This is a genomic window from Franconibacter helveticus LMG 23732, from assembly GCF_000463115.2.
Lineage (GTDB): Bacteria > Pseudomonadota > Gammaproteobacteria > Enterobacterales > Enterobacteriaceae > Franconibacter > Franconibacter helveticus.
Window position 1 is genome coordinate 52110 of sequence record NZ_AWFX01000006.1, and the last position, 25393, is coordinate 77502.

The following is a 25393-nucleotide window of genomic DNA, read 5'->3' on the forward strand; positions in this document are numbered from 1 at the left end:
TACTCACCTTCTCTCAGATGATGACTTTTGGTAACTCCATTCACTATGGCAGGAAATAAACCCTTCAACAAACCCACTGAACCGCGTGACCCGCAGGTCGCCGGGCTGAAAATGCCGCCGCATTCCATGGAGGCGGAACAGTCGGTGTTGGGCGGTTTAATGCTGGATAACGAGCGTTGGGACGACGTGGCCGAGCGCGTCGTGGCCGAAGACTTTTATACCCGCCAGCACCGCATCATCTTCACCGAAATGCACCGGTTGCAGGAGTCGGGCAAACCCATCGACCTGATTACCCTGTCGGAATCGCTGGAGTTGCAGGGACAGCTTGAAAGCGTCGGCGGCTTCGCCTATCTGGCCGAGCTTTCGAAAAACACGCCAAGTGCTGCGAACATTAGCGCTTATGCGGATATCGTGCGTGAACGGGCGGTTGTGCGTGACATGATCACCGTGGCGAATGAAATTGCCGATGCCGGCTACGATCCGCAGGGCCGCAGCAGCGAAGATTTGCTCGACTTAGCGGAATCCCGCGTTTTCCAGATCGCTGAAAACCGCGCCAACAAAGACGAAGGGCCGAAAAGTATCGATCAGATCCTTGAGGCCACCGTTGCGCGCATCGAGTCGCTCTATCAGCAACCGCACGACGGCGTGACGGGCGTTGATACAGGCTACCAGGATCTCAACAAGAAAACGGCGGGCCTCCAGCGTTCCGACCTCATCATTGTGGCGGCGCGTCCGTCGATGGGTAAAACCACTTTCGCCATGAACCTGTGCGAAAACGCCGCGATGTTGCAGGATAAACCGGTTTTGATTTTCAGCCTTGAGATGCCAGGCGAGCAGATCATGATGCGTATGCTGGCGTCGCTGTCGCGCGTGGACCAGACCCGCATTCGTACCGGTCAGCTGGACGATGAAGACTGGGCGCGGATCTCCGGCACCATGGGCATTCTGCTTGAGAAGCGCAATATGTATATTGACGACTCCTCGGGCCTGACGCCGACCGAAGTACGCTCCCGCGCAAGGCGCATCTACCGCGAGCATGGCGGGCTAAGCCTTATCATGATCGACTATCTACAGCTTATGCGCGTGCCTTCGCTCTCTGACAACCGTACGCTGGAAATTGCTGAAATTTCCCGCTCGCTCAAGGCGCTGGCAAAAGAGTTGCAGGTGCCGGTGGTGGCGCTTTCGCAGCTTAACCGCTCGCTGGAACAGCGCGCCGACAAGCGCCCGGTCAACTCGGACCTGCGTGAATCCGGCTCTATCGAGCAGGACGCCGACCTGATTATGTTTATCTACCGTGATGAGGTTTATCACGAAAACAGCGATCTGAAAGGCATCGCGGAAATCATTATCGGCAAGCAGCGTAACGGCCCCATCGGTACGGTTCGCCTTACGTTCAACGGCCAGTGGTCTCGCTTTGATAACTATGCCGGCCCGCAATACGACGACGAATAAGTAATTTGGCTATTTTACTTGCGAGTTTGGGCTTGGGCAGTGCTCGCCATCCTCACGTACTTCAGTACGCTCCGGTGGCTGTGCGCTGGTCGCACCCAAACTCGCTGCGACAATAACGCCAAATTATTGATCTAAAAAGTAAAAGCAAAAACCTAAACAACAGCAAGGAAAGAACATGCAAGCGGCAACCGTAGTAGTAAACCGCCGCGCTCTGCGACACAACCTGCAACGCCTACGCGAACTGGCTCCGGCCAGCCGCCTGGTGGCGGTGGTGAAAGCAAACGCTTATGGACACGGTCTGCTGGAGACCGCGCAATCCCTTCCCGATGCCGACGCTTTCGGCGTCGCCCGCCTTGAAGAGGCGCTTCGCCTGCGCGAAGGGGGCATCACGCAGCCCATCTTGCTGCTGGAGGGCTTCTTTAACGCCGCCGACTTGCCCCTCCTCGCAGCACAACGTCTTCATACGGCTATCCATACCCCGGAGCAGCTTGCCGCGCTGGAGCAGGCAGACCTCCCTTCGCCTGTTGATGTCTGGATGAAGCTTGATACTGGCATGCATCGTCTTGGCGTGCGCACGGAAGAGGCGGAAGCGTTTTATGCACGGCTCTCGGCGTGCAGGAACGTCCGGCAGCCGGTCAATATCGTCAGTCATTTTGCCCGTGCGGATGAACCTGAGTGCGGCGCTACCGAACGTCAGCTCGATATTTTTAATAACTTCACCCACGATAAACCCGGTTTGCGTTCGATTGCCGCGTCCGGCGGCCTGCTGCTGTGGCCGCAGTCTCATTTCGACTGGGTGCGCCCGGGCATTATTCTTTACGGCGTTTCGCCCCTTGAAGGGGGTTCACGCGCAAGCGATTTTGGTTTTCAGCCAGCCATGACGCTGACCTCGAGCCTGATTGCGGTACGCGAGCATAAAGCGGGCGAACCGGTCGGCTACGGCGGCACCTGGGTAAGCCATCGCGATACGCGTCTTGGCGTCATCGCCATGGGTTACGGCGACGGCTACCCGCGCAGCGCGCCGTCCGGCACGCCTGTTCGCGTGAACGGGCGCGAAGTGCCTATCGCAGGACGCGTGGCGATGGACATGATTTGCGTTGATTTAGGCCCTGATGCGCAGGAGCGCGCCGGCGACAGCGTGGTGATGTGGGGCGAGGAGCTGCCCGTCGAGCGCATCGCGGCAATAACAAAAGTAAGCGCTTACGAACTTATCACGCGGCTGACGTCGCGGGTCGCCATGCGTTATATCGATTAACCTGAAGGCGAGCCGCGCTAAGCGGGTTCGCCTGGTTAACCTTCTTGCGGTACCTGTTTCAGTGGCGCTCGGTATGCCGTTAAACCGGCTAACCTGTCGGGTTTGCCGTGAAGCTTTACGGGCAGACGCCGCGCCAATATCCTTCTCGATCTCCTGACTTATCCGGTTTATTGTGGGTAAACATCACACCGCAAACCAGGAGATTTCCGCGTGTTTCAGAACGTTGACGCTTATGCCGGCGACCCCATCCTTTCGCTCATGGAGCGTTTCAAAGAAGATCCCCGCCAGGACAAAGTGAACCTCAGCATCGGCCTTTATTACAACGAAGAAGGGATCATCCCGCAGTTACAGGCCGTCGAAGAAGCGCAAGCGCGACTGAATGCTCAACCGCACGGCGCCTCGCTTTATCTGCCGATGGAAGGGTTGAACAGCTACCGCGGTTGTATCGCGCCGCTGCTGTTTGGCGCCGGGGAACCTGCGCTGCGCGAGGGCCGCATCGCCACTATCCAGACACTGGGCGGCTCCGGCGCGCTGAAAGTGGGGGCGGATTTCCTCAAGCGTTATTTCCCCTCTTCGCAAGTGTGGGTGAGCGACCCGACCTGGGAAAACCACGTCGCTATTTTTAACGGGGCTGGGTTCGAGGTGAAGACTTACCCCTGGTTTGATGAAGCGACTGGCGGCGTGAGAGTTGAGGCGCTGCTTGAAACGCTGAATACGCTGCCTGCGCAAAGCATCGTGCTGCTGCATCCTTGCTGCCACAACCCGACCGGCGCAGACCTTACCGATGCGCAGTGGGATGCGGTAACGGCAGTGCTGAAAGCGCGTGAACTGATCCCGTTCCTTGATATTGCCTACCAGGGTTTTGGCGCTGGCATGGAAGAAGACGCTTATGCTATTCGCGCAATGACCCGCGCCGGTTTGCCTGTGCTGGTCAGCAACTCCTTCTCAAAAATTTTCTCATTATATGGCGAGCGCGTCGGCGGGCTTTCCGTGGTATGCGAAAACGCCGATGCGGCAGGCCGCGTGCTTGGCCAGTTAAAAGCCACGGTGCGCCGCATCTACTCCAGCCCGCCCAATTTTGGCGCGCAGGTGGTCTCTGCGGTGCTCAGTGATGCTCAGCTTAAAGCAAGCTGGCTCTCTGAAGTGGAAAGCATGCGCAGCCGCATCCTGACCATGCGCCAGGCGCTGGTGGATGTTCTGAAGCAGGCGATGCCGGGGCGTGATTTTGACTATTTGCTTAAGCAGCGCGGCATGTTCAGCTATACCGGCCTGAGCGCGGCGCAGGTAGAAAGGTTACGCGAGGAGTTCGGTATTTATCTGATAGCGAGCGGACGTATGTGCGTGGCGGGCCTGAACAGCCGAAACGTGCAGCGCGTGGCGCAGGCATTTGCCGCTGTTATGTAATCCTCAGAAGGCGCTGCGCGCAGCGCCTTCCGCTTTCTTCAGACGCCGCTTTTTTGCACTAATCCCTCTTCCTGATTTTACCTTTCGCCCATCAGGCTACACACTTAACAGAATCGATTGCTTTTAAGGGAGTAGCTTATGTGGTTCCAACAGACGCTGACGCTGAATGCAAAGCCAAGGGGATTTCATCTGGTGACGGAGGAGATCCTCAGCCAGATTGAGGGGCTTTCGCGGGTTAACGTTGGGCTACTTCATCTGCTGCTTCAACACACTTCCGCCTCCCTGACGCTGAATGAAAATTGCGATCCTTCAGTCCGCCGGGACATGGAGCGCCATTTTTTGCGCGCGGTGCCGGACAGCGCTTCGTACGAACACGATTATGAAGGCCCGGATGACATGCCTTCGCATATCAAATCATCCACGCTTGGCGTTTCTCTGCTGCTGCCGGTTCATCGCGGACGCGTGCAGCTTGGCACATGGCAGGGGATTTGGCTGGGGGAACATCGGATCGACGGCGGTTCACGCCGGATTATCGCCACACTACAAGGGGAATAATGATGACCAACTCGGAGCTGTTGCAATACTGCATGAATAAACCTGGCGCCGAACAAAGCGTGCACAGCGACTGGAAGGCCACGCAAATCAAAGTAGCGGACGTGCTTTACGCCATGGTTCATGACGTGGAGGGGCGTCCGGCGGTGTCGCTGAAAAGCAGCCCGGAACTGGCCGAACTGCTGCGCCAGAAACATGAAGACGTCTTTCCGAGCGCCCATTTAAATAAAGCGCACTGGAGCACCGTTTATCTGGACGGTAATTTGCCCGATTCGCAAATTTATTACCTGGTGGATGCCTCTTATCAGCAGGCGCTGGGGCTGCTGTCTGAGCAAACGCGACAGCAACTTTCCGTGTAAAAAAAAGCGCCGTTGAAAACAACGGCGCGGGTAGATTACTTCAGGAGCGGTTTAAGGAAACGCGCGGTATGCGATTCTTTGCACTCCGCTACGGTTTCCGGGGTGCCGGAAACCAGAATTTCCCCACCGCCGCTGCCGCCTTCGGGACCTAAATCGACAATCCAGTCGGCGGTTTTGATCACGTCCAGGTTATGCTCAATCACCACGATGGTATTGCCCTGATCCCTTAACTGATGCAGTACTTCCAGCAGTTGCTGGATATCTGCAAAGTGCAGGCCGGTTGTCGGTTCATCCAGAATGTAAAGCGTTTGCCCGGTGCCGCGTTTGGAAAGCTCGCGAGCCAGCTTCACGCGCTGCGCTTCACCGCCGGAAAGCGTGGTGGCGGACTGGCCGAGGCGAATATAGGTTAGCCCTACATCCATCAGCGTTTGCAGTTTACGGGCCAGCGCAGGCACCGCATCGAAGAACTCGCGGGCCTCTTCGATGGTCATATCCAGCACTTCGTGAATGGTTTTGCCTTTGTATTTAATCTCCAGCGTTTCACGGTTATAGCGCTTGCCTTTGCACTGATCGCACGGCACATAAATATCCGGCAGGAAGTGCATTTCTACTTTAATAACGCCATCGCCCTGGCACGCCTCGCAGCGCCCGCCGCGCACGTTAAAGCTGAAGCGACCCGGCGTATAACCGCGCGAGCGCGATTCCGGCACGCCGGCGAAAAGCTCGCGCACCGGTGTGAAAACGCCAGTGTAGGTCGCCGGGTTAGAGCGCGGCGTGCGGCCAATCGGGCTCTGGTCGATATCAATCACCTTGTCGAAATGCTCCATGCCCTGCACGTCGCGATACGGCGCAGGTTCGGCAATGGTGGCGCCGTTAAGCTGGCGCTGGGCGATGGGGAAGAGCGTATCGTTAATCAGCGTCGATTTACCTGAGCCGGAAACGCCGGTCACACAGGTGAAAAGCCCCACCGGCAGCGTCAGCGTTACGTCCTTCAGGTTGTTGCCGCGGGCGCCGGTTAACTTCAGCACTTTTTCCGGGTCCGCCTTCACGCGTTCTTTCGGCACTTCTATTTTACGTTGGCCGCTCATGAACTGGCCCGTTAACGACTCCGGCACCGCCATAATGGCGTCCAGCGGGCCTTCCGCCACGACCTGGCCGCCGTGTACGCCAGCGCCAGGGCCGATGTCGATAACATGGTCGGCGGCGCGGATAGCGTCTTCATCATGCTCGACCACAATCACCGTGTTGCCGAGGTCGCGCAGGTGAATGAGCGTGCCGAGCAGACGTTCGTTGTCGCGCTGGTGCAAACCGATAGAAGGTTCATCCAGCACATACATTACGCCAACAAGACCCGCGCCAATCTGGCTCGCCAGACGGATGCGCTGCGCTTCGCCGCCGGACAACGTTTCCGCCGAACGGGAGAGCGTCAGATAGTTCAGGCCGACGTTGACAAGAAACTTCAGGCGGTCGCCAATCTCTTTCAGCACTTTTTCTGCGATTTTCGCACGCTGGCCGGAAAGCTTCAGATTGGTGAAGAAATCCATTGCATGGCCGATGCTCATGTCGGAAATCGTTGGCAGCGCCGTATCTTCGACAAACACATGGCGCGCTTCGCGACGCAGGCGCGTGCCTTCGCAGGTTGCGCATGGGCGGTTGCTGATAAACTTCGCCAGGTCTTCGCGCACCGCGGTGGATTCCGTCTCTTTATAGCGACGCTCCATATTGTGCAGCACGCCTTCAAACGGATGACGGCGCACCGAGGTATCGCCGCGGTCGTTGATGTATTTAAACTCGATAGTCTCTTTGCCGGAACCGAACAGCACCGCTTTTTGCACTGTCGCGCTCAGCGTATTCCACGGCGCTTCTACGTCGAACTTATAGTGATCGGCGAGCGAGCGCAGCATCTGGAAATAGTAAAAGTTACGGCGATCCCAGCCGCGGATGGCGCCGCCAGCCAGGGAAAGTTCGCCATTTTGCACCACGCGATCCGGGTCGAAATATTGCTGTACGCCGAGGCCGTCGCAGGTAGGGCAAGCGCCCGCCGGGTTGTTGAACGAGAAAAGACGCGGTTCCAGCTCGCGCATGCTGTAGCCGCAAATCGGGCAGGCGAAGTTTGCGGAGAAAAGCAACTCCTCTTCATTCGCATCATCCATATTCGCCACAACCGCCGTGCCGCCGGAGAGCTCCAGCGCGGTCTCGAACGATTCCGCCAGGCGCTGGGCCAGATCTTCACGCACCTTAAAGCGATCCACCACCACTTCAATGGTGTGTTTTTTCTGTAGCTCAAGCTTCGGCGGATCGGAGAGATCGCACACTTCGCCATCGATACGCGCGCGGATATAGCCCTGGCTTGCCAGATTCTCCAGCGTTTTGGTGTGTTCGCCTTTACGCTCTTTTATCACCGGCGCCAGCAACATCAGCCGTTTGCCTTCCGGCAGCGCCAGCACGTTATCCACCATCTGGCTTACCGTTTGCGCTGCGAGCGGCACGCCGTGGTCCGGGCAGCGCGGCTCGCCCACGCGGGCATAAAGCAGACGCAGGTAGTCGTGGATTTCGGTAATCGTCCCCACGGTGGAACGCGGGTTATGCGACGTCGACTTCTGCTCGATAGAAATCGCAGGCGAAAGCCCTTCGATATGGTCGACATCCGGCTTTTCCATCAGCGAAAGGAACTGGCGCGCATACGCAGAGAGGGATTCTACATAGCGACGCTGCCCTTCAGCATACAGGGTGTCGAAAGCCAGTGAGGACTTACCGGAACCGGAGAGGCCGGTGACGACAATGAGCTTGTCGCGCGGGATGACGAGATTGATATTTTTGAGATTGTGCGTGCGGGCGCCCCGTACTTCGATCTTATCCATTCACCTATCCTGGATTGAACGCTAATGCCTGGGTGTTTGAAGGACAACCGGCGGCCAGAAACGGTTAATTATGACACAATTTAACCTGAATGGATATCCAGTATTTATTTGCAACAGTGTATAATGGGTGAACATTTCTGGAAGCTGGCTCGCGGGTATCACTCCTGGGGGCTAGCGTGTTAGAATTGACTGTTTACACTATATAGAAACGATTTTCAGGAGACACGAACATGGCCAGCAGAGGCGTAAACAAGGTGATTCTCGTCGGTAATCTGGGGCAGGACCCGGAAGTGCGCTACATGCCGAACGGCGGAGCCGTGGCGAACCTGCGCCTGGCGACGTCGGAATCCTGGCGTGATAAGCAAACCGGCGAAATGAAAGAAGTGACCGAATGGCACAGCGTGGTGCTGTACGGAAAACTGGCGGAAGTCGCTGGCGAATACCTGCGTAAAGGTTCCCAGATTTATATCGAAGGCCAACTGCGCACCCGTAAATGGCAGGACCAGAGCGGCCAGGATCGCTACTCTACCGAAGTGGTGGTAAACGTGGGCGGCACCATGCAGATGCTGGGCGGCCGTCAGGGCGGCGGCGCACCGATGGGCGGCGGTCAGTCGCAGGGTGGCGGCCAGCAAGGCGGCTGGGGTCAACCGCAACAGCCGCAGGGCGGCAATGCGCAGTTCAGCGGCGGCGCGCAGTCGCGTCCGCAGCAGTCTCCGGCGCCCTCCAACGAGCCGCCGATGGATTTCGACGACGATATCCCGTTCTGATAAGCCAGCAAGCATACCGACAGGTAAGCGCATGCGCTGTCACGATAAGAACCCTGCTCAGGCGGGGTTTTTTTATGGGCGAGATATATTAAGCGCGTAAGGCTGCAAAACCGCAGAGGTAGCTTGCGCTACCCCTTAGTTAGCATTTCCCCACAGGCAGCAGGGTGTCATGCTTTTTCCTCCAGCCTGCCAGACGGTTTTTCCTGACAATCCCGCCAGCTACCGCCAGCAGGCATGACTGCTAAAGGGAAAAGAAGGATGACTGAGGAGGCTAACCCTTTCACTGCCGCCTGGAGCCGCAACGGTAATTTGCTCTGTCACGGCCACTGGATAATCACTTTTGCCGGTAAACCCGTAATTCTGCCGCAAAGCTGGCAGGAAAAAGCGATGGGAACGTATGGCATCTATTCCATTATTGATCCGGAAGATGAAACCTTTGCTGACGGGCTTGAAGAAGATGAATGGATTGTGGAACACGTCGACTGGCTGACAGATTGCTTTTATGAAAATCATATTCCACTGGAGGAACGCTATTATCGTTTTTTCTGGCGGGCAGTTAATTGCGCTGACTGGCGTTGCACCAGTTGCGCAGGCTGCATGTAAAATAAAAGCCTCTGATCAGAGGCTTTTATTTCATATCAAATTATTATCAGGTAATAACCATCGGCCATTCTGGCGGCGTATGGCTCATTATTTCCAGCATAACGTCTTTGGTATGTGTCCAGATGGCGGCAAAATCCAGCGATATTCCCAGCAAACCCGTGGCAAACCAGCAAGACGCTGCGATCCCAAGCCCGCTGCTGATAAAGGCCAGCGCCTGATAATCGGATTTACGAAATTGCACGTTGAGCGTGCTTGCCATAAACATTAATACCGCGCTTAAAATTTGCCAGCGCATCAGTACAACACTGGTAGCCAGGGTAGCCATCAACCGTTCCTCAAAGACACGTTTGCTACGTTCGCGCAGCGCCTTCGTCAGGGCGGCGTCGATCGTAGGCCAAAAGAATGAATTGCAGACTTGCATCAGAAGTGTGAACTATATCACATTTGCTTTTTTGTTGACCAGTCTGAATTTCTTATCACCTGACAACAAAAAATTTGAATGAATATAGCGATCATGGGCTAAATAAATTTAAGTAGGCTGCAATAACGTGCAGGAAACGGATTTTTAAAGAGACGTTAGATAATTAACCAGCAGACTTTAGTGGCGTGTTATTTACAGTTTACCTCTTATGGATTATGCTTCTGTGGCTCTTTGTTTTGTTCGCTTTTTAAATTAACAAGTTAGAGCCGGATTATTTTAAAAATACACTATATATTATATATGGCTTCATTCTTATTATCGTAAATCCGCATCGCTTTTAGTATTCACTAATAAGTATGCCTGCGGGCATGCCACGAGTGCGTAAAAAAGCGGTTGCAGTTAAAGACACACACAGCACCTAATAAAAGCAGTATGCCCGACCTGTCTAACCTGAATTGTTTTCCAGGCTGGACATTCTCCCGGCGAGCGGCTTGTTCCGCCGCCGGGTTTTACATTTGCTCCGTCAGGTTTTCCCTGAAGCTATCTTTGCTGTATCAAAAGCGACGCATAAAAAAGGTGTGTGAAACCAGCGCAAATGACATTTTTCACAAATGCGAGTGCGTACCGGGACATAGCAGGCGCTACGGGCGTTGCTTTAGCCATGCTTAGCGTTAGCACGTAAGCGGCACGCCAGAAGAGAGACAACCTCCGGCCATTTACCGCTTTTCGACAGGCGTCAGTTCTCATCGCATCGGAGCCTGCTACAGACGAAGCGCGGTTGCTGCGCGGCAGTAAAGTATTTAGCCCTGCGAATAATGATTATTTTTGCAGCAAATAAAACAAATTTGCATTAAATACTTATTTGACAGCAAATTGGCGGAAATTTCTCCTGTCTCATGCGGTGAATATTTTACTTAAGAAAAATTAAATCACCGCCACCATTTTCCCTACGGCAAATTTAGTTATCCAGGCTTAAATATTAGCTTTATAAATTGAAATCCCTATTGCCAATGTTCGTTGATTCATGCAACGTAATCACCTGTTTGCGAAAGTGTCCTTTCCGCCTAAATGTGTCACAGACAGCAGGGATATGAGGCCATAATGAATCACAGGGCACAACGTCAGGCGTTGCGAATTTTCGGTATCATCATGGTGATTTTGCTCCCCGTGATGCTGACGCTATGGTTTGCCCATTTACGCGCAGTGAATGACACGCGCGATCACCTGCGTTCGTTTGCGCAACTTGTACTCGATAAAACCGAAGTTGTTGTGCAGGATGCGGATCTGGCGCGTAGTGAGGCAGAGCAATATCAGGGGGCGGTTTGTACGCCTGCGCATCGCAATAACATGCTGGATATTGTGCGTGGCCAATTATATGTAAACGATCTTATTTACGCTGATGGCGATAATTTCCTCTGCTCTACCGTTATGGACGAGCCTTATACGATGTCGCAGGCGAATTATGTTCATAATAGTGATATCGCTATCTACTATTATCGTGACACGCCCTTCTATGCTGGCCATAAAATGGTTTATATGCGTAAGGGGAATTATGTCGCAGTAATAAATCCTCTCGCCTACGGCGAGGTGATGACCGATGACGCAGACTTAACTTATGGTGTTTATGATACAGCGACGCGGCAATTCTTTTCGTTAAGCGATCATGCGCAAAGCAATAAATTCCTGCCGCTGCTTACCCATAAAGAAGAAGTTTTTCAGCAGGATGCTCGCTTTTACGCCATCGCGCATTCGCCTAAGCGTCCGGTTGCGATTATCGTTTCCACCTCTGATATAAGATTCTATCAGGAGTGGCACAGACAAATTTCATTCATGTTGCCGTTGGGGTTCATCTGTAGCGCCATCATTTTGTTAATATGGTCAAGAACGCTGCAACAGTTTAATTCACCACGCCGGTTATTACAGCGCGCAATACAGAAAAGGCAATTACGGCTGCACTACCAGCCTATTATCGATATTCAGCGCGGGCTTTGCGTCGGCGCCGAGGCGCTACTTCGCTGGCCCGCCTACAACGGCCAGGTGATGAGCCCGGCGGAATTTATCCCTCTCGCCGAACAGGAAGGGTTAATCGCTAAAGTCACCGATTACGTAGTAGAAGAGCTGTTCAACGATTTAGGAAACTATCTTTCTTCACATCCGGAAATTTATATCTCAATCAACTTATCCGCTTCTGATTTTCACTCCTCGCGCCTGATTGCGTTAATTGAAGAAAAAAATAAGCAGTATGGTGTTCGTGCGCAGCAAATTAAGATTGAGGTGACAGAGCGGGGCTTTATTGACGTGCCTAAAACCACGCCGGTTATTCAGGCGTTTCGCCAGTCCGGGTTTGAAGTCGCGATTGATGATTTCGGCACTGGCTATTCCAACCTGCATAATCTTTATTCGCTGAACGTCGATATTCTGAAGATTGATAAATCTTTTATCGATACGCTGGCGACCAACAGCACCAGCCATCTTATTGTCGAGCATATTATCGAAATGGCGCAAAGCCTGCGGCTTAAGATCGTCGCCGAAGGGGTGGAAAGCGCCGATCAGGTCAGCTGGTTATTAAAGCGGGGCGTGCAATATTGTCAGGGATGGTATTTTTCAAAAGCGCTGGCCTTGCCGGAATTTATCGCCTGGCTGAATCAGAGTCCCGCCTCCTCTCAGCCAGTCTGTTCAACGCCTGGGGTCATGCATCAGGCGCTGTGACGGTAATCAGACGGCGTACGGTCGAATTCGCGTCTGAAAATCCGTGAGAAAGTTTGCTGTGAAACGTAGCCATAATCCATGGCGATATCAAAGATAGGCCGTCGGGTACTGCGCAACTCCTGCGCCGCCAGCAGCAACCGGCGCTGACGAATGTATTCGCCCAGCGTCTGACGCATCACCGTACGAAACATCCGCTGTAAATACCATTTCGAATAACCCGACTTTTTCGCCACCACGTCAATATTCAGTGGCTGGTCAATATGCTCATCAATCCATTCCGTCAGCGTGTGGATGATTTCCTGGTGCGACATAAGACATCCTCTTCATTGATTATCGATTAGCCGTGCGTTATGAGGCCGAGTATAATTCCTCAAGTTAACTTGAGGTAAAGCCCTATGGATAAGAAAATGCCCCGGCTTAAGCATCTGCTGACGCCCGGCGAAGTGGCGAAGCGCAGCGGCGTCGCCGTCTCCGCGCTTCATTTCTACGAAAGCAAAGGGTTGATAAAAAGCACCCGCAATGCAGGTAATCAACGCCGCTACTCAAGGGATGTGCTGCGCTACGTAGCCATTATCAAAATCGCGCAACGGATCGGCATACCGCTTGCCACCGTTGGCGAAGCGTTCGGCATTCTGCCGGACGGACACACCCTAAGCGCAAAGGAATGGAAACAGCTTTCGTCGCAGTGGCGCGAAGAGCTGGACCGGCGTATCAAAACGCTGGTATCGCTAAGAGACGATCTGGATGGCTGTATTGGCTGCGGCTGTTTGTCCCGCAGCGACTGCCCACTGCGTAACCCGAACGATAAACTGGGGGAGCAGGGCACCGGCGCGCGCTTGCTGGAAGAGGAATAAAAAACGAAAGCGCCCATAACGGGCGCTTTCGGGTTTTCCGGTCTTGGTCTTTCGCTCTATCCCGCTGTCTCACGGGAGGGTTTCCCCCGACATCGCGCCCCTCGGTAGTATCATGCTGGAGGGTCCGGGCTGCGCCGACACTGCAAGTATAGTTGATCCCCGCCTTTTTCAGGCAAATCCGGCGTTTTTTTATTCACTGCCGCCTCCGGCATGGCGGCCCGTTACCTATAGTGTATTTAACTGATTAAACACGAGGTTAGGCCATGCTGACTGTCCATCATCTTAACAACTCCCGTTCGCAGCGCATTCTCTGGGCGCTGGAAGAGCTAAACCAGCCCTACCAGATAGTGCGCTATCAGCGGGAAGCAACCATGCTGGCGCCCGAATCGCTGAAAAAAGTGCATCCGCTCGGCAAGTCGCCGGTACTGGAAGATAACGGCCATAAGCTGGTCGAGTCTGGCGCCATTCTGGAATATTTGCAGGAAACGTACGACAGCGAACAGAAGCTAAAGCCGCAGAACCCGGCGGAAAAACTCGATTACCGCTTCTGGCTGCATTACGCCGAAGGCTCGCTGATGCCGCTGTTAATGATGAAGCTGGTGTTTTCAAGCCTTGGCAAAAAGCCGGTGCCGCTTGGCTTTCGCACCATCGGCAAGGCGTTAGGGCAGGGGGTGCAAAAGGCTTATCTCAACAAGCAAATTGCCACGCATACGCAATTTATTGAAAACCATCTTAAACAACATCCCTGGTTCGCCGGGCAAACCTTCAGCATGGCGGATATTCAGATGAGTTTTCCGGTTATCGCGCTGCTCGCGCGCGGCGGGGTCAGCGATGTGCCGCAGCTGGAAGCCTGGAAAAAGAATATAGAGGCGCGTCCGGCTTACCAGCGCGCCATGGAAAAAGGCGGTCCTTTTACGCTTCCTGGCGCCTGAAGCATGCGAAAACCCTATGAGGCATGGCAAAAACAAAAACGCTATTGTGCATAATTGTTGCGAACTTGCGCATTAACGATATCGTTTGCGCATAACGCGACGATTAATTAACCAGCCAGCGGCGTTTTTCATGAAAAGCGGGAAAGTTATGTTGAAAATCCCCGCAGGAAGGCTGGATAATCGTTTGCCTTAAATTGACGAGCCGTTTTTACGCGCGGAGTTAAACGTTTGCTTTGCGTGGCCCCCACCTTTGCCACGCACTCAGCCAGGGAATTGACGTTTGATCGGCAGTGGGTTGTCCACCACGCGTAGAAGCGAAACCATAAAAATCTCAGGGGATGTTTCATTATGTCTACGCCTTCAGCGCGTACCGGCGGTTCGCTTGACGCCTTCTTTAAAATTTCAGCGCGCGGCAGCACCGTCCGTCAGGAAGTGGTCGCGGGTCTTACGACCTTTCTCGCGATGGTTTACTCCGTTATCGTCGTGCCGGGCATGCTGGGCAAAGCAGGCTTCCCACCTGCCGCCGTGTTTGTCGCCACCTGTCTCGTGGCCGGTTTTGGCTCCATCATTATGGGGCTGTGGGCGAATCTGCCGCTGGCTATCGGCTGCGCTATCTCACTGACCGCTTTTACCGCGTTCAGCCTGGTGCTCGGCCAGCAGATCAGCGTGCCGGTCGCGCTTGGCGCCGTGTTCCTGATGGGCGTGCTGTTTACCATTATTTCCGCCACCGGCATTCGCAGCTGGATTTTGCGTAACCTGCCGCAAGGGGTTGCGCACGGCACCGGCATTGGTATCGGCCTGTTCCTGCTGCTCATCGCTGCAAACGGCGTCGGGCTGGTTATCAAAAACCCGCTGGACGGCCTGCCGGTCGCGCTCGGCCACTTCGCCAGCTTCCCGGTTATCATGTCGCTGATTGGCCTGGCGGTGATCATCGGCCTGGAAAAACTGAAAGTTCCGGGCGGCATTCTGCTGACGATCATCGGCATCTCGGTAGTTGGGCTGATTTTCGACCCGGCGGTGCACTTCTCCGGCATCTTCGCCATGCCTTCGCTGAAAGATGAGCAGGGTCATTCGCTTATCGGCAGTCTCGATATTATGGGCGCCCTCAACCCGGTGGTGATCCCAAGCGTGCTGGCGCTGGTCATGACGGCGGTATTCGACGCTACCGGCACCATCCGCGCGGTGGCGGGTCAGGCGAACCTGCTGGATAAAGACGGGCAAATCATCGACGGCGGCAAAGCGCTGACCACCGATTCGCTCTCCAGCGTCTTCTCAGGCGTCGTGGGCGCAGCCCCTGCGGCGGTTTATATTGAATCCGCAGCCGGGACGGCGGCAGGCGGCAAAACCGGCCTGACGGCGCTGACCGTCGGCGTGCTGTTCTTGCTCATCCTGTTCCTCTCGCCGCTCTCTTATCTGGTGCCCGCTTACGCCACTGCGCCGGCGCTGATGTATGTCGGCCTGCTGATGCTGAGCAACGTGGCGAAGATCGATTTCGCGGACTTTGTGGACGCTATGGCGGGCCTCATTACCGCCGTGTTTATCGTTCTGACCTGCAATATCGTCACCGGCATCATGATTGGCTTCGCTTCGCTTGTTATTGGCCGCATCGTCTCCGGCGAGTTCCGCAAGCTCAATATCGGCACCGTAGTTATCGCCATTGCGCTGGTCGCTTTTTACGCAGGCGGCTGGGCTATCTAAGCGTTTCTTCTCAGACGGGCGGCATCGGCCGCCCGTTTTTTCCCGCTTTAAGGCACATCTTGTTTTCTTTTGATTGATGACGATGTTCTATTATCAGGGCACAACAGCGCATTTCTGATACAAAACACACCGTAATCGAAGGAACGCATGGAAATCTTTTTTACCATTCTCATCATGACCCTTGTGGTCTCCCTCTCCGGGGTAGCGACGCGAGTGCTTCCCTTCCAAATCCCGCTCCCGCTCATGCAAATCGCCATCGGGGCGCTGCTTGCCTGGCCGCGCTTTGGCCTGCATGTGGATTTCAACCCAGAACTCTTTCTGGTGCTCTTTATCCCGCCGTTGCTGTTTGCCGACGGCTGGAAAACCCCAACGCGGGAATTTCTTGAACACGGCCGGGAGATAATCGGCCTCGCGCTGGCGCTCGTCGTTATTACCGTGGTCGGCATCGGCTTTCTCATCTACTGGATGGTGCCGGGCATTCCGCTTATCCCGGCCTTTGCGCTGGCGGCGGTGCTGTCGCCGACCGACGCCGTGGCGCTGTCCGGCATCGTGGGCGAAGGGCGCATTCCGAAGAAAATCATGGGTATTTTGCAGGGCGAGGCGTTGATGAACGACGCTTCCGGCCTGGTGGCGTTGAAATTCGCCGTGGCCGTGGCGATGGGGACAATGGTCTTCACCGTAGGCGGCGCGACGGTCGAGTTTCTCAAAGTGGCGATTGGCGGCTTGCTCGCGGGTATCGCAGTAAGCTGGCTCTATGGTCGCTCGCTGCGCCTGCTGAGCCGCTGGGGCGGCGATGAGCCCGCCACCCAGACGCTGATGCTGCTGCTGCTACCGTTCGCCTCGTACCTGATTGCCGAACACATCGGCGTTTCCGGCATTCTGGCCGCCGTAGCGGCAGGCATGACCATCACCCGTTCCGGCGTGCTGCGCCGTGCGCCGCTCGCCATGCGACTGCGCGCCAACAGCGTCTGGTCGATGCTGGAGTTTGTCTTTAACGGCATGGTTTTCCTGATGCTGGGCCTGCAACTGCCGGGCATTCTGGAAGGCTCTCTCGCTCAGGCGGAGCTGGATCCGAATGTCGAAGTCTGGATGCTCTTCCTCGACATCGTGCTTATCTACGTGGCGCTTATCGCGGTGCGTTTCGCCTGGTTGTGGGTCATGAAGCGCTTTAGCCGTCGTTTCCTCACTAAAAAGCCGATGGAGTTTGGTTCTTACACCACGCGCGAGCTGTTTATCGCCTCTTTTGCCGGCGTGCGCGGCGCCATTACGCTTGCCGGCGTGCTCTCCATTCCATTGCTGCTGCCGGACGGTTCGCTCTTCCCGGCGCGCTATGAGCTGATTTTCCTGGCGATGGGCGTCATTCTTTTCTCGCTGATCGTCGGCGTTATTATGCTGCCCATCCTGCTGCAAAAAGTGGAAGTGGCGGATCACGCCCTGGCGCGCAAAGAAGAGCGCAAAGTCAGATCGCTTCTGGCTGAGGTGGCTATCACCGCTGTGCAGAAAAAAGAAGAGCGCCTGGCGGCAGATGTTAATGAGAACATCGATGACGACCTGCTGCGCGAAGTCAGCTCGAGGGTTATCGGCAACCTGCGTCGCCGCGCCGACGGGCGTAACGATGTGGAAAACAGCGAGCTTGAAGAGAGCCTTGAGCGGCGTTTTCGCCTGGCGGCGCTGAACGCCGAGCGCGGGGAGCTTTATCACCTGCGCGCCACGCAGCAGATAAGCAACGAAACGTTGATGAAAATGCTGCGCGACCTGGATCTGCTCGAAGCCTTGTTAAGCGAGAAAAACTAAGCCTTACTGGCCCGCTCCGGCGGGCCAGAACGTTTTACAGCAGGCTATCCACGCCTGCGCGCTCTGCGACAGATAAACCCCCTCGCGCCAGATCATTCCCAGCTCCCAGCGCAAATCGCTTTCCAGCGGCAGCCACATCAGCGTGGTTTTATCGAGCTTTTCACAAACAGGCTCGGGCAAGATGGCGACGCCTACGCCTGCCTGCACCATCGCCGCCAGAAAATCCCACTGGCCGCTGCGCACGGCAATGCGCGGCTTAATCTCATGCGCGCTAAAAAGCTGCATAAGCTGGCGGCTTAAGGCGAAATCTTCGTTGTAGATAAGCAGCGGTTCGCTCGCCAGCTGCTGCGGTTCGACAGACTTGCGGCGCAGCCAGATGCCGGAGCGGGGAGCGAGCACGCAGAGCGGATGGCTGAACAGGGGCAGGGCGGCGAAGCTGCTCTCTTCCTCAACGGGCAGCGCGGTAATCGCCAGATCGAGTTCGCCGTTGAGCACGGCTTGCTGCACGGTCAGCCCGCCGAATTCGGAAATTTTTAGCTCCACGCCCGGATAGCGCTGGCGGTAAAGGCTGATGGGGCCCGCCATCGTCATCCCCACCATGGGCGGTATGCCAAGGCGCAGCACGCCTTTGTTGAGGTGGTTAATGTCGCTGAGTTCTGATTCGAGCTGGCGAAATTCGGCAAGAATAGTGAGGCCGCGTTCATAGACCACGCGGCCGGTGTCGGTCAGCAGCAGCCTGCGCCCGTCGCGGATAAGCAGCGTGCAGTTAAGCTCGTCCTCCAGGTTGCGCAACATCTTGCTGATGGTGGGCTGGGTGACGAAAAGATTCTGCGCCGCGCGGGTAAAGCTTTGCTGGCGCACCACCTCGACAAAGTACCGCAGCGTTCTGATATCCATAACTATTCCTTCAAACTATAGCTGCAATGAGTTTAATTCATTTCGCCGCCGCAGTGGCGCTGCCTATACTGGCGCTCTGCCGTTTTTTCTGGAATGTTGACCATGATCCTGGCGTTACGTCGCTTTACGCCTGCCGTGACCCGCCCGCTGCAAATCGCGCTTCAGGTTCTTCTTTATGTCGGGCTATTTCTGCTTGCAGAAAGCCTGGTGAACGCGCTGCATTTGCCGCTTCCCGCCAACCTTGTCGGCATGCTGTTAATGCTGGCGCTGATTGTATTCCGCGTGCTGCCGCTGAGCTGGGTGCGGGCTGGCGCGCGCTGGCTGCTGGCGGAAATGCTGCTTTTCTTCGTGCCGGCCGTGGTGGCGGTGGTGAACTATGCGCAGTTGCTGATGGTTGAGGGCTGGCGCATTTTTCTGGTGATTGCGCTCAGCACGGTGCTGGTACTGGGCGCCACCGCCTGGGTCGTGGATAAAGTGTACCGCTTTGAGCTGGCGCGCGAGGCGCGCAAACAGGGGCGCCATGAGTAATTTCACGTTAAGCGCGCTCTGCCTGGTGGTCACCGTCGCGCTCTATTTCGCCAATAAAAAACTCTACCGTCGTTTTCGCGCCCTGCCGCTGATGCCGCTAGTGTTCACGCCGTTGCTGCTGGTGCTGATGCTGGTGTTCGGCCATATCTCTTATCAAAACTATATTGGCGAAACCCACTGGCTGCTCTGGCTGCTTGGCCCGGCGACCATCGCTTTTGCAGTGCCCGTGTACGACAACCTGGCGGTTATTAAGCGCCACTGGCTGTCGCTTTCCGCAGGCGTTATTACCGCGACGGTGGTGGCGGTAACCAGTTCGGTATGGCTGGCGCGTCTTTTTACATTGCCGGATGAGATCCAGCGCAGCCTGGCGGTTCGTTCTGTCACTACTCCTTTCGCGCTGGCGGCGGCCGGGCCGATTGGCGGGCAGGCGGACCTGGTGGCGCTGTTTGTGGTGATTACCGGCGTCTTCGGCATGGCGGTCGGCGATGTGCTTTTTCTGCGGCTTTCCATCAACGCCGGGCTTGCAAAGGGCGCCGGTTTCGGCGCCGCCTCGCATGGCGCAGGCACGGCGCGCGCTTATGAGCTTGGTCCGCAGGAAGGCACCATCGCGAGCCTGGTGATGATGCTCTCCGGCGTGGTGATGGTGCTTATTGCGCCGCTGGTGGCGCGCCTGATGTTCTGAACCGACGCTATTTTTGCAGCCGGCGAAGCAGTTCAAACTCGCTGAAATGCACCGGGCGCTGTTGCGCGATGGCGCGGTTGGCGGCAATGCCGGTCAGAATCGACAGCGCGCCAGCGCGGTGATCGGCGGCGCGCTTTAACGGGTCGTCGCCCGGCTCGCCGAAGAGATCCGCCAGCATGGCGTTATCGCCGCCGCCGTGCCCACCTTCGCCCATCGCGAATTCCGCTTTCCAGGGCGCCCCGAACAGCGGATAGACCGTGATATCGCAGCGATCAAGGCTTCCCTCTGCCTCGCGCAAGCCTCCGCCATTCACATACGAATTTTCCACCAGCTTCATCTCAAGCCGCCCGCGGCTGCCGTTAAACACCACGTTAAGCCCTTCCAGCGGCAGATAAGCGTTGAGCGAGTAGGTCAGTTGCGTCTGGTTCTGGTATTTCATCAGCACCGACATCGTATCTTCAATGGTAATGCCATCGCTAAAGACGCTCTGGTCGCGATAGTAGTTATCTTCATGTTCAGCATCGAGATACAACCCTTTAAGCTGCGGGTTATCCGCCATGTGCAGCGCGAACGGGTCGTCTTTCGCCGCCGCGTAGCCGTGGGCGCGCGGATAAAAATCTTTTACGCCGCGCTTTTCGGCATTTTCCCGGCCATAAAAGCGCAGGTCGCCCTCGGCATACACCCGCTGTGGATAGCTGTTCAGCCAGAAGTTCATCAGGTCGAAGTGGTGCGTGGATTTATGCACCAGCAGGCCGCCGCTGTTGCGTTTCTCCCGGTGCCAGCGGCGGAAATAATCGGCGCCGTGCTCGGTATTCAGCAGCCACTCGAAATGAACTGAAAAGACCTCGCCTATCGTGCCGTTCATCAGCAGTTCCCGCACTGTGCTGTGGTGCGGCGCGTAGCGGTAGTTGAAGGCGACGCGCACCTGGCGGCCCGTCTCTTCGATGGCGTCCAGAATGCGCAGCGCGCGCGGCTCGTCGATGGTCATCGGCTTTTCGGTGATGACATCGCAGCCTGCGCGCAGGGCGCGAACGATATACTCATCATGGGTGCGATCCATCGTGGTGACGATAATCGTCTCCGGGCGCGTTTCGCGGATCATCGCCTCAAAATGCTCCGCCTGCCACAGCGAAGCAGGCTGCGCGCCTGCTTTTTCCAGCAGACCATTGGCGTACTGCATGCGCGTCTGGTTGCTGTCGCAAAAGGCCACCAGCTTCGCGCTTTCACGCCATTTACCGCCGATCGCGTCAATGTAAAGACCCGCGCGCCCGCCGGTTCCTACCAGAGCATAGTGCTTCATAGCATCCTCGTTAGCTAAAATGAATTAACAGAATGAATAAATAAAAACACCGTTTCATTTTTCTAATGTAGCGCTATGGCGAAAGAGAGACAGAACAAGAGGGAGGAAATGTGATCCCCGGCCAAAATGACCGGGGAAGAAGGTTAGTGCGCGCGGCCCTGCTCAATGCCCAGACCCGTTTGCGAACGGATAAACTGGGCGCGGAACTGTTCGCGCTCAAGATTGCCCGACGCGCTGTTGTCGGTTATTGAGAAGAACCAGATGCCGATAAAGGCGACAGCGATTGAAAACAGCGCCGGATACTCATACGGGAAGACAGGCGCCGCATGGCCGAGCACCTGCACCCAGATCGTCGGGCCCAGAATCATCAACACTACCGCCGTCAGCAGCCCCAGCCAGCCGCCCACCATCGCGCCACGGGTGGTCAGCTTCGACCAGTACATGGAGAGCAGGATGATAGGGAAGTTGCAGCTCGCGGCGATGGAGAAGGCCAGCCCCACCATGAAGGCGATGTTCTGGTTCTCGAACAGGATGCCCAGCAAAATAGCGATGACGCCGAGCACCAGCACGGTGATTTTCGACGCCCGCAACTCTTCGCGCTCGGAAGCGCCTTTGCGGAATACGTTGGCGTAAAGGTCATGCGATACCGCCGACGCGCCCGCAAGCGTCAGCCCGGCTACCACGGCGAGGATGGTCGCGAAGGCCACGGCAGAGATAAAGCCGAGGAACAGGTTGCCGCCCACGGCATTCGCCAGATGCACCGCCGCCATGTTATTGCCGCCAATCAGCGCGCCGGTGGCGTCTTTAAACACCGGGTTTGCGCCCACCAGCATGATGGCGCCGAAACCGATAATAAAGGTCAGAATGTAGAAGTAACCCATAAAACCAGTGGCGTAGAAGACGCTTTTACGCGCTTCGCGGGCATCGCTCACGGTGAAAAAGCGCATCAGGATATGCGGCAGGCCTGCGGTGCCGAACATCAGCCCAAGGCCCAGCGACAGGGCGGAGACCGGATCTTTCACCAGCCCGCCGGGGCTCATGATGGCGCTGCCTTTCGGGTGCACCGCCATGGCTTCAGAGAACAGATTGTTGAAGCTAAAGCCGACGTGTTTCATCACCATAAAGGCCATGAAGCTTGCGCCGAACAGCAACAATACCGCCTTGATAATCTGCACCCATGTGGTGGCGAGCATGCCGCCGAACAGCACATACATCACCATCAGCACGCCGACCAGCACCACGGCGATATGGTAATTCAGGCCGAACAGCAGCTGAATGAGTTTGCCTGCGCCTACCATCTGGGCGATGAGATAAAGCGCGACCACCACCAGCGAGCCGCAGGCGGAAAGCACGCGAATCGGCCCTTGCTTAAGGCGATAAGAGGCAACGTCGGCAAAAGTATATTTCCCCAGGTTGCGCAGCCGCTCGGCGATCAGGAACAGAATGATCGGCCAGCCCACCAGGAAGCCCAGCGAGTAGATAAGCCCGTCGTAACCGGAGGTGAATACCAGCGCGGAGATGCCGAGAAACGACGCGGCCGACATATAGTCGCCCGCAATCGCCAGGCCGTTTTGCAGACCGGTGATATTGCCGCCAGCGGTGTAGTAATCGCTGCGCGTGCGGGTGCGTTTCGAAGCCCAGTACGTGATGCCAAGCGTGAACGCCACAAAGACGATAAACATGATGATCGCCTGCCAGTTGGTTGGCTGGCGCTGTACCGCGCCGCTCAGGGCATCGGCGGCGCGGCTGGCGAAGGGTGTCATAAGGAGCGGCGCGCTAAGCGCGGTCAGAATACGCTTCATGCTTTCACCTCGCGCAGCACTTCGCGGTTCAGGCGGTCAAACTCGCCGTTGGCGCGCCAGACATACACCCCGGTCAGAATAAACGAGATAACAATCACGCCGACGCCGATGGGGATGCCGCGGGTAATGCTGCTGCCGGGCGACAGCGGCGTACCGAGCCAGCCGGGCGCGAAGGCGATAAGCAAAATAAAGCTGACGTAAATCACCAGTACGATTAACGACAGAATCCCGGCGAACCGCTGTCGTTTCTCCACCAGCTCCCTGAAATGCGTACTGTCTTCTATCCTTTGATAAATTTGTTCATTCATCACAGCATCTCCAGAGGTATACCCCTTGGTCCTTCCTGTCGCAGCGTCCGGCTTCGACGGGCGGCCGCCTGCGTTGAGGCGGCGTCCATTCGTCGCCTTCCTGCGACAGCAACTTCTTCAGGGAGGGCAAGGTACAGGTTGGTCATTATCTCCTCTCCCCGGTCGGGGAGAGGCGTTAAGGTGAGAAGTTAAGACGGCATGGCGATGGACTGCTTCTCTTCGAGCAGTTTCTCCACCACGCCGGGATCGGCGAGCGTGGAGGTGTCGCCAAAGTTGCTGGTATCGCCCGCGGCGATCTTGCGCAGAATGCGGCGCATGATTTTGCCGGAGCGGGTTTTCGGCAAGGAGTCGGTCCAGTGCAGCACGTCCGGGGTGGCAAGCGGGCCAATCTCTTTACGCACCCAATTACGCACTTCGGCATACAGTTCCGGCGTTGGCTCTTCGCCATGGTTCAGGGTGACGTAAGCGTAAATCGCCTGCCCTTTTATGTTATGCGGAATGCCCACTACCGCGGCTTCGGCGATTTTCGGGTGCGAAACTAACGCCGATTCAATCTCCGCAGTGCCAAGACGGTGGCCGGAAACGTTCAGCACATCATCCACGCGGCCGGTTATCCAGTAATAACCGTCTTCATCGCGCCGCGCGCCGTCGCCGCTGAAGTACATATTTTTAAAGGTCGAGAAATAGGTCTGCTCGAAACGCTCATGGTCGCCAAACAGCGTGCGCGCCTGGCCGGGCCAGGAGTCGGTGATAACCAGGTTGCCCTCGGTAGCGCCGTTTTGCGGGTTGCCTTCGTTATCTACCAGCGCAGGCTTTACGCCGAAGAAAGGACGCGTGGCGGAACCGGCTTTCAGTTCGGTCGCGCCGGGCAGCGGGGTAATCATGAAGCCGCCCGTTTCCGTCTGCCACCAGGTGTCCATGACCGGGCATTTCTCGTTGCCGATTTTTTTCCAGTACCACTCCCAGGCTTCCGGGTTGATCGGTTCGCCCACGGAGCCGAGAATGCGCAGCGAAGAGCGGTCGGTGCCGTCAATGGCTTTATCCCCTTCGGCCATCAGCGCGCGGATAGCAGTCGGTGCGGTGTAGAGAATATTCACTTTGTGTTTGTCCACAACCTGCGCCATGCGGTTCGGCGCAGGCCAGTTCGGCACCCCTTCGAACATCAGCGTGGTGGCGCCGCAGGCGAGCGGGCCGTAAAGCAGGTAGCTGTGGCCGGTTACCCAGCCCACATCGGCGGTGCACCAGTAAACGTCGCCCGGATGGTAGTCGAAGACATATTTAAAGGTGGTAGCCGCGTAAACCAGATAACCGCCGGTGGTGTGCAGCACCCCTTTCGGTTTGCCGGTAGAACCCGAGGTGTAAAGGATAAAAAGCGGATCTTCGGCGTTCACTTCCACTGGCTGATGATGAGCGCTGGCTTTTTCCACCAGCTCGTTCCACCAGAGATCGCGCCCTTGCTGCCAGTCGATATTGCCGCCGGTGCGTTTGAGCACTACCACGTGCTCAACGCTCGTCACGCCCGGATTTTTCAGCGCGTCGTCGACGTTTTTCTTCAGCGGAATGGTGCGTCCCGCACGAATGCCTTCATCGGCGGTAATAACCAGCCGCGAGCTGGAGTCAATGATGCGGCCTGCCACCGCTTCCGGTGAAAAGCCGCCAAAAATGACGGAATGCACCGCGCCGATGCGCGCGCAGGCAAGCATCGCCACAGCGGCTTCCGGCACCATAGGCATATAGATCGCCACCACATCGCCTTTTTTAATACCGAGATCGGCAAGCGTATTGGCAAAGCGGCAAACGTCGCGGTGCAGTTCGCGGTAAGTGATATTTTTGCTCTGGCTGGCGTCATCGCCTTCCCAGATGATGGCCGTCTGGTCGCCGCGCTCGCGCAGGTGTCTGTCGAGACAGTTGGCCGCCAGGTTCAGCGTGCCGTCTTCATACCATTTAATGGAAATATTGCCGGGGGCGAAAGAGGTGTTTTTTACTTTCTGGTAAGGCTTGATCCAGTCAAGGATTTTGCCCTGTTCACCCCAGAAAGCGTCAGGATCGTGAACAGATTGCTGATAATAAGCGTCATACTGCTCCGGATTAATCAGGCAACGTTCCGCAATGTTTGCGGGAATAGGGTGTTTATGTATTTGGCTCATGGCTTTTTTTCTCCTTGAAGATGTTAATGATATGTCACGCAAAAGTTAATTGTAGGGCTATTGCCTGC

Annotated in this window: 22 protein-coding genes; 14 read left to right on the forward strand and 8 right to left on the reverse strand. The window is 56.1% G+C overall.

Annotation, left to right across the window (positions count from 1 at the left end):
- Positions 1-45: 45 nt before the first annotated feature.
- The 5 genes from dnaB to DW56_RS02100 all read left to right on the forward strand — a co-directional run bounded on the left by dnaB (position 46) and on the right by DW56_RS02100 (position 5022).
- Positions 46-1452 carry a replicative DNA helicase gene (dnaB, locus tag DW56_RS02080; RefSeq protein WP_024554215.1) on the forward strand — a complete coding sequence of 469 codons (1407 nt, stop codon included), beginning with the start codon at positions 46-48 and terminating at the stop codon, positions 1450-1452.
- Between the two features lie 175 nt (positions 1453-1627).
- A complete protein-coding gene (gene alr, locus DW56_RS02085) occupies positions 1628-2707 on the forward strand; it encodes an alanine racemase (protein ID WP_024554216.1) in 1080 nt (359 codons plus the stop codon).
- A gap of 210 nt (positions 2708-2917) precedes the next feature.
- A complete protein-coding gene (locus DW56_RS02090) occupies positions 2918-4111 on the forward strand; it encodes an amino acid aminotransferase (protein ID WP_024554217.1) in 1194 nt (397 codons plus the stop codon).
- Between the two features lie 138 nt (positions 4112-4249).
- Positions 4250-4666: a secondary thiamine-phosphate synthase enzyme YjbQ gene (locus DW56_RS02095; RefSeq protein ID WP_024554218.1), complete on the forward strand. Its 417-nt coding sequence runs from the start codon at positions 4250-4252 to the stop codon at positions 4664-4666.
- Between the two features lie 2 nt (positions 4667-4668).
- Entirely contained in the window at positions 4669-5022 is a 354-nt protein-coding gene (locus DW56_RS02100; RefSeq protein ID WP_024554219.1) for an MmcQ/YjbR family DNA-binding protein, read from the forward strand.
- Positions 5023-5057: 35 nt separating this feature from the next.
- Here DW56_RS02100 and uvrA read toward each other — a convergent pair whose 3' ends face one another.
- The gene (uvrA, locus tag DW56_RS02105; protein WP_024554220.1) at positions 5058-7883 is read right to left on the reverse strand and encodes an excinuclease ABC subunit UvrA; all 2826 of its coding nucleotides are present in this window, start codon (positions 7881-7883) and stop codon (positions 5058-5060) included.
- 230 nt (positions 7884-8113) lie between these two features.
- On the opposite strand from uvrA, the gene ssb1 reads away from it, so the two are divergent.
- Both ssb1 and DW56_RS22595 read left to right on the forward strand, forming a co-directional pair.
- Entirely contained in the window at positions 8114-8650 is a 537-nt protein-coding gene (gene ssb1 / locus DW56_RS02110; RefSeq protein ID WP_024554221.1) for a single-stranded DNA-binding protein SSB1, read from the forward strand.
- A 258-nt stretch (positions 8651-8908) separates the two neighbouring features.
- Entirely contained in the window at positions 8909-9253 is a 345-nt protein-coding gene (locus tag DW56_RS22595; RefSeq protein WP_024554222.1) for a hypothetical protein, read from the forward strand.
- A 46-nt stretch (positions 9254-9299) separates the two neighbouring features.
- On the opposite strand, the gene DW56_RS02120 is transcribed toward DW56_RS22595, so the two are convergent.
- Positions 9300-9578, reverse strand: coding sequence for a YjcB family protein (locus DW56_RS02120; RefSeq protein WP_024554223.1), 279 nt, complete (start codon positions 9576-9578; stop codon positions 9300-9302).
- A 1197-nt stretch (positions 9579-10775) separates the two neighbouring features.
- On the opposite strand from DW56_RS02120, the gene DW56_RS02125 reads away from it, so the two are divergent.
- On the forward strand, positions 10776-12383 hold the full coding sequence (locus DW56_RS02125; RefSeq protein WP_029589715.1) for an EAL domain-containing protein: 1608 nt from the start codon (positions 10776-10778) through the stop codon (positions 12381-12383).
- Here DW56_RS02125 and soxS read toward each other — a convergent pair.
- Positions 12371-12694, reverse strand: a complete 324-nt coding sequence (gene soxS / locus DW56_RS02130; RefSeq protein WP_024554225.1) for a superoxide response transcriptional regulator SoxS — start codon at positions 12692-12694, stop codon at positions 12371-12373. The genes DW56_RS02125 and soxS overlap by 13 nt on opposite strands.
- 84 nt (positions 12695-12778) lie before the next feature.
- Here soxS and soxR point away from each other — a divergent pair, with 84 nt between their 5' ends.
- The 4 genes from soxR (at position 12779) to DW56_RS02150 (ending at position 17661) form a co-directional block, all read left to right on the forward strand.
- Positions 12779-13237, forward strand: a complete 459-nt coding sequence (gene soxR / locus DW56_RS02135) for a redox-sensitive transcriptional activator SoxR (protein ID WP_024554226.1) — start codon at positions 12779-12781, stop codon at positions 13235-13237.
- Positions 13238-13500: 263 nt separating this feature from the next.
- Positions 13501-14169 (forward strand): glutathione S-transferase family protein, encoded by a 669-nt coding sequence (locus DW56_RS02140; protein ID WP_024554227.1) that lies wholly within the window; start codon positions 13501-13503, stop codon positions 14167-14169.
- 348 nt (positions 14170-14517) lie between these two features.
- Positions 14518-15867 (forward strand): NCS2 family permease, encoded by a 1350-nt coding sequence (locus tag DW56_RS02145; RefSeq protein ID WP_024554228.1) that lies wholly within the window; start codon positions 14518-14520, stop codon positions 15865-15867.
- A 147-nt stretch (positions 15868-16014) separates the two neighbouring features.
- The gene (locus DW56_RS02150; RefSeq protein WP_024554229.1) at positions 16015-17661 is read left to right on the forward strand and encodes a Na+/H+ antiporter; all 1647 of its coding nucleotides are present in this window, start codon (positions 16015-16017) and stop codon (positions 17659-17661) included.
- A 3-nt stretch (positions 17662-17664) separates the two neighbouring features.
- On the opposite strand, the gene DW56_RS02155 is transcribed toward DW56_RS02150, so the two are convergent.
- Complete coding sequence (locus tag DW56_RS02155; RefSeq protein ID WP_024554230.1) at positions 17665-18558, reverse strand: LysR family transcriptional regulator; 894 nt, start codon at positions 18556-18558, stop codon at positions 17665-17667.
- A 102-nt stretch (positions 18559-18660) separates the two neighbouring features.
- Between DW56_RS02155 and DW56_RS02160 the strand changes: the two genes are divergently transcribed.
- Together DW56_RS02160 and DW56_RS02165 are read left to right on the forward strand one after the other, a co-directional pair.
- Positions 18661-19086 carry a CidA/LrgA family protein gene (locus DW56_RS02160; protein ID WP_024554231.1) on the forward strand — a complete coding sequence of 142 codons (426 nt, stop codon included), beginning with the start codon at positions 18661-18663 and terminating at the stop codon, positions 19084-19086.
- Entirely contained in the window at positions 19079-19768 is a 690-nt protein-coding gene (locus tag DW56_RS02165; RefSeq protein ID WP_024554232.1) for an LrgB family protein, read from the forward strand. Before DW56_RS02160 ends, DW56_RS02165 begins: the two co-directional genes overlap by 8 nt.
- A 7-nt stretch (positions 19769-19775) precedes the next feature.
- Here DW56_RS02165 and DW56_RS02170 read toward each other — a convergent pair whose 3' ends face one another.
- The 4 genes from DW56_RS02170 to acs form a co-directional block, all read right to left on the reverse strand.
- Positions 19776-21068 (reverse strand): Gfo/Idh/MocA family protein, encoded by a 1293-nt coding sequence (locus DW56_RS02170; RefSeq protein ID WP_024554233.1) that lies wholly within the window; start codon positions 21066-21068, stop codon positions 19776-19778.
- 143 nt (positions 21069-21211) lie between these two features.
- Positions 21212-22870, reverse strand: coding sequence for a cation/acetate symporter ActP (gene actP, locus DW56_RS02175; RefSeq protein WP_024554234.1), 1659 nt, complete (start codon positions 22868-22870; stop codon positions 21212-21214).
- Entirely contained in the window at positions 22867-23178 is a 312-nt protein-coding gene (locus DW56_RS02180) for a DUF485 domain-containing protein (RefSeq protein WP_024554235.1), read from the reverse strand. Before DW56_RS02180 ends, actP begins: the two co-directional genes overlap by 4 nt.
- A gap of 188 nt (positions 23179-23366) precedes the next feature.
- Positions 23367-25325 (reverse strand): acetate--CoA ligase, encoded by a 1959-nt coding sequence (acs, locus tag DW56_RS02185; protein ID WP_024554236.1) that lies wholly within the window; start codon positions 25323-25325, stop codon positions 23367-23369.
- Positions 25326-25393: the final 68 nt, after the last annotated feature.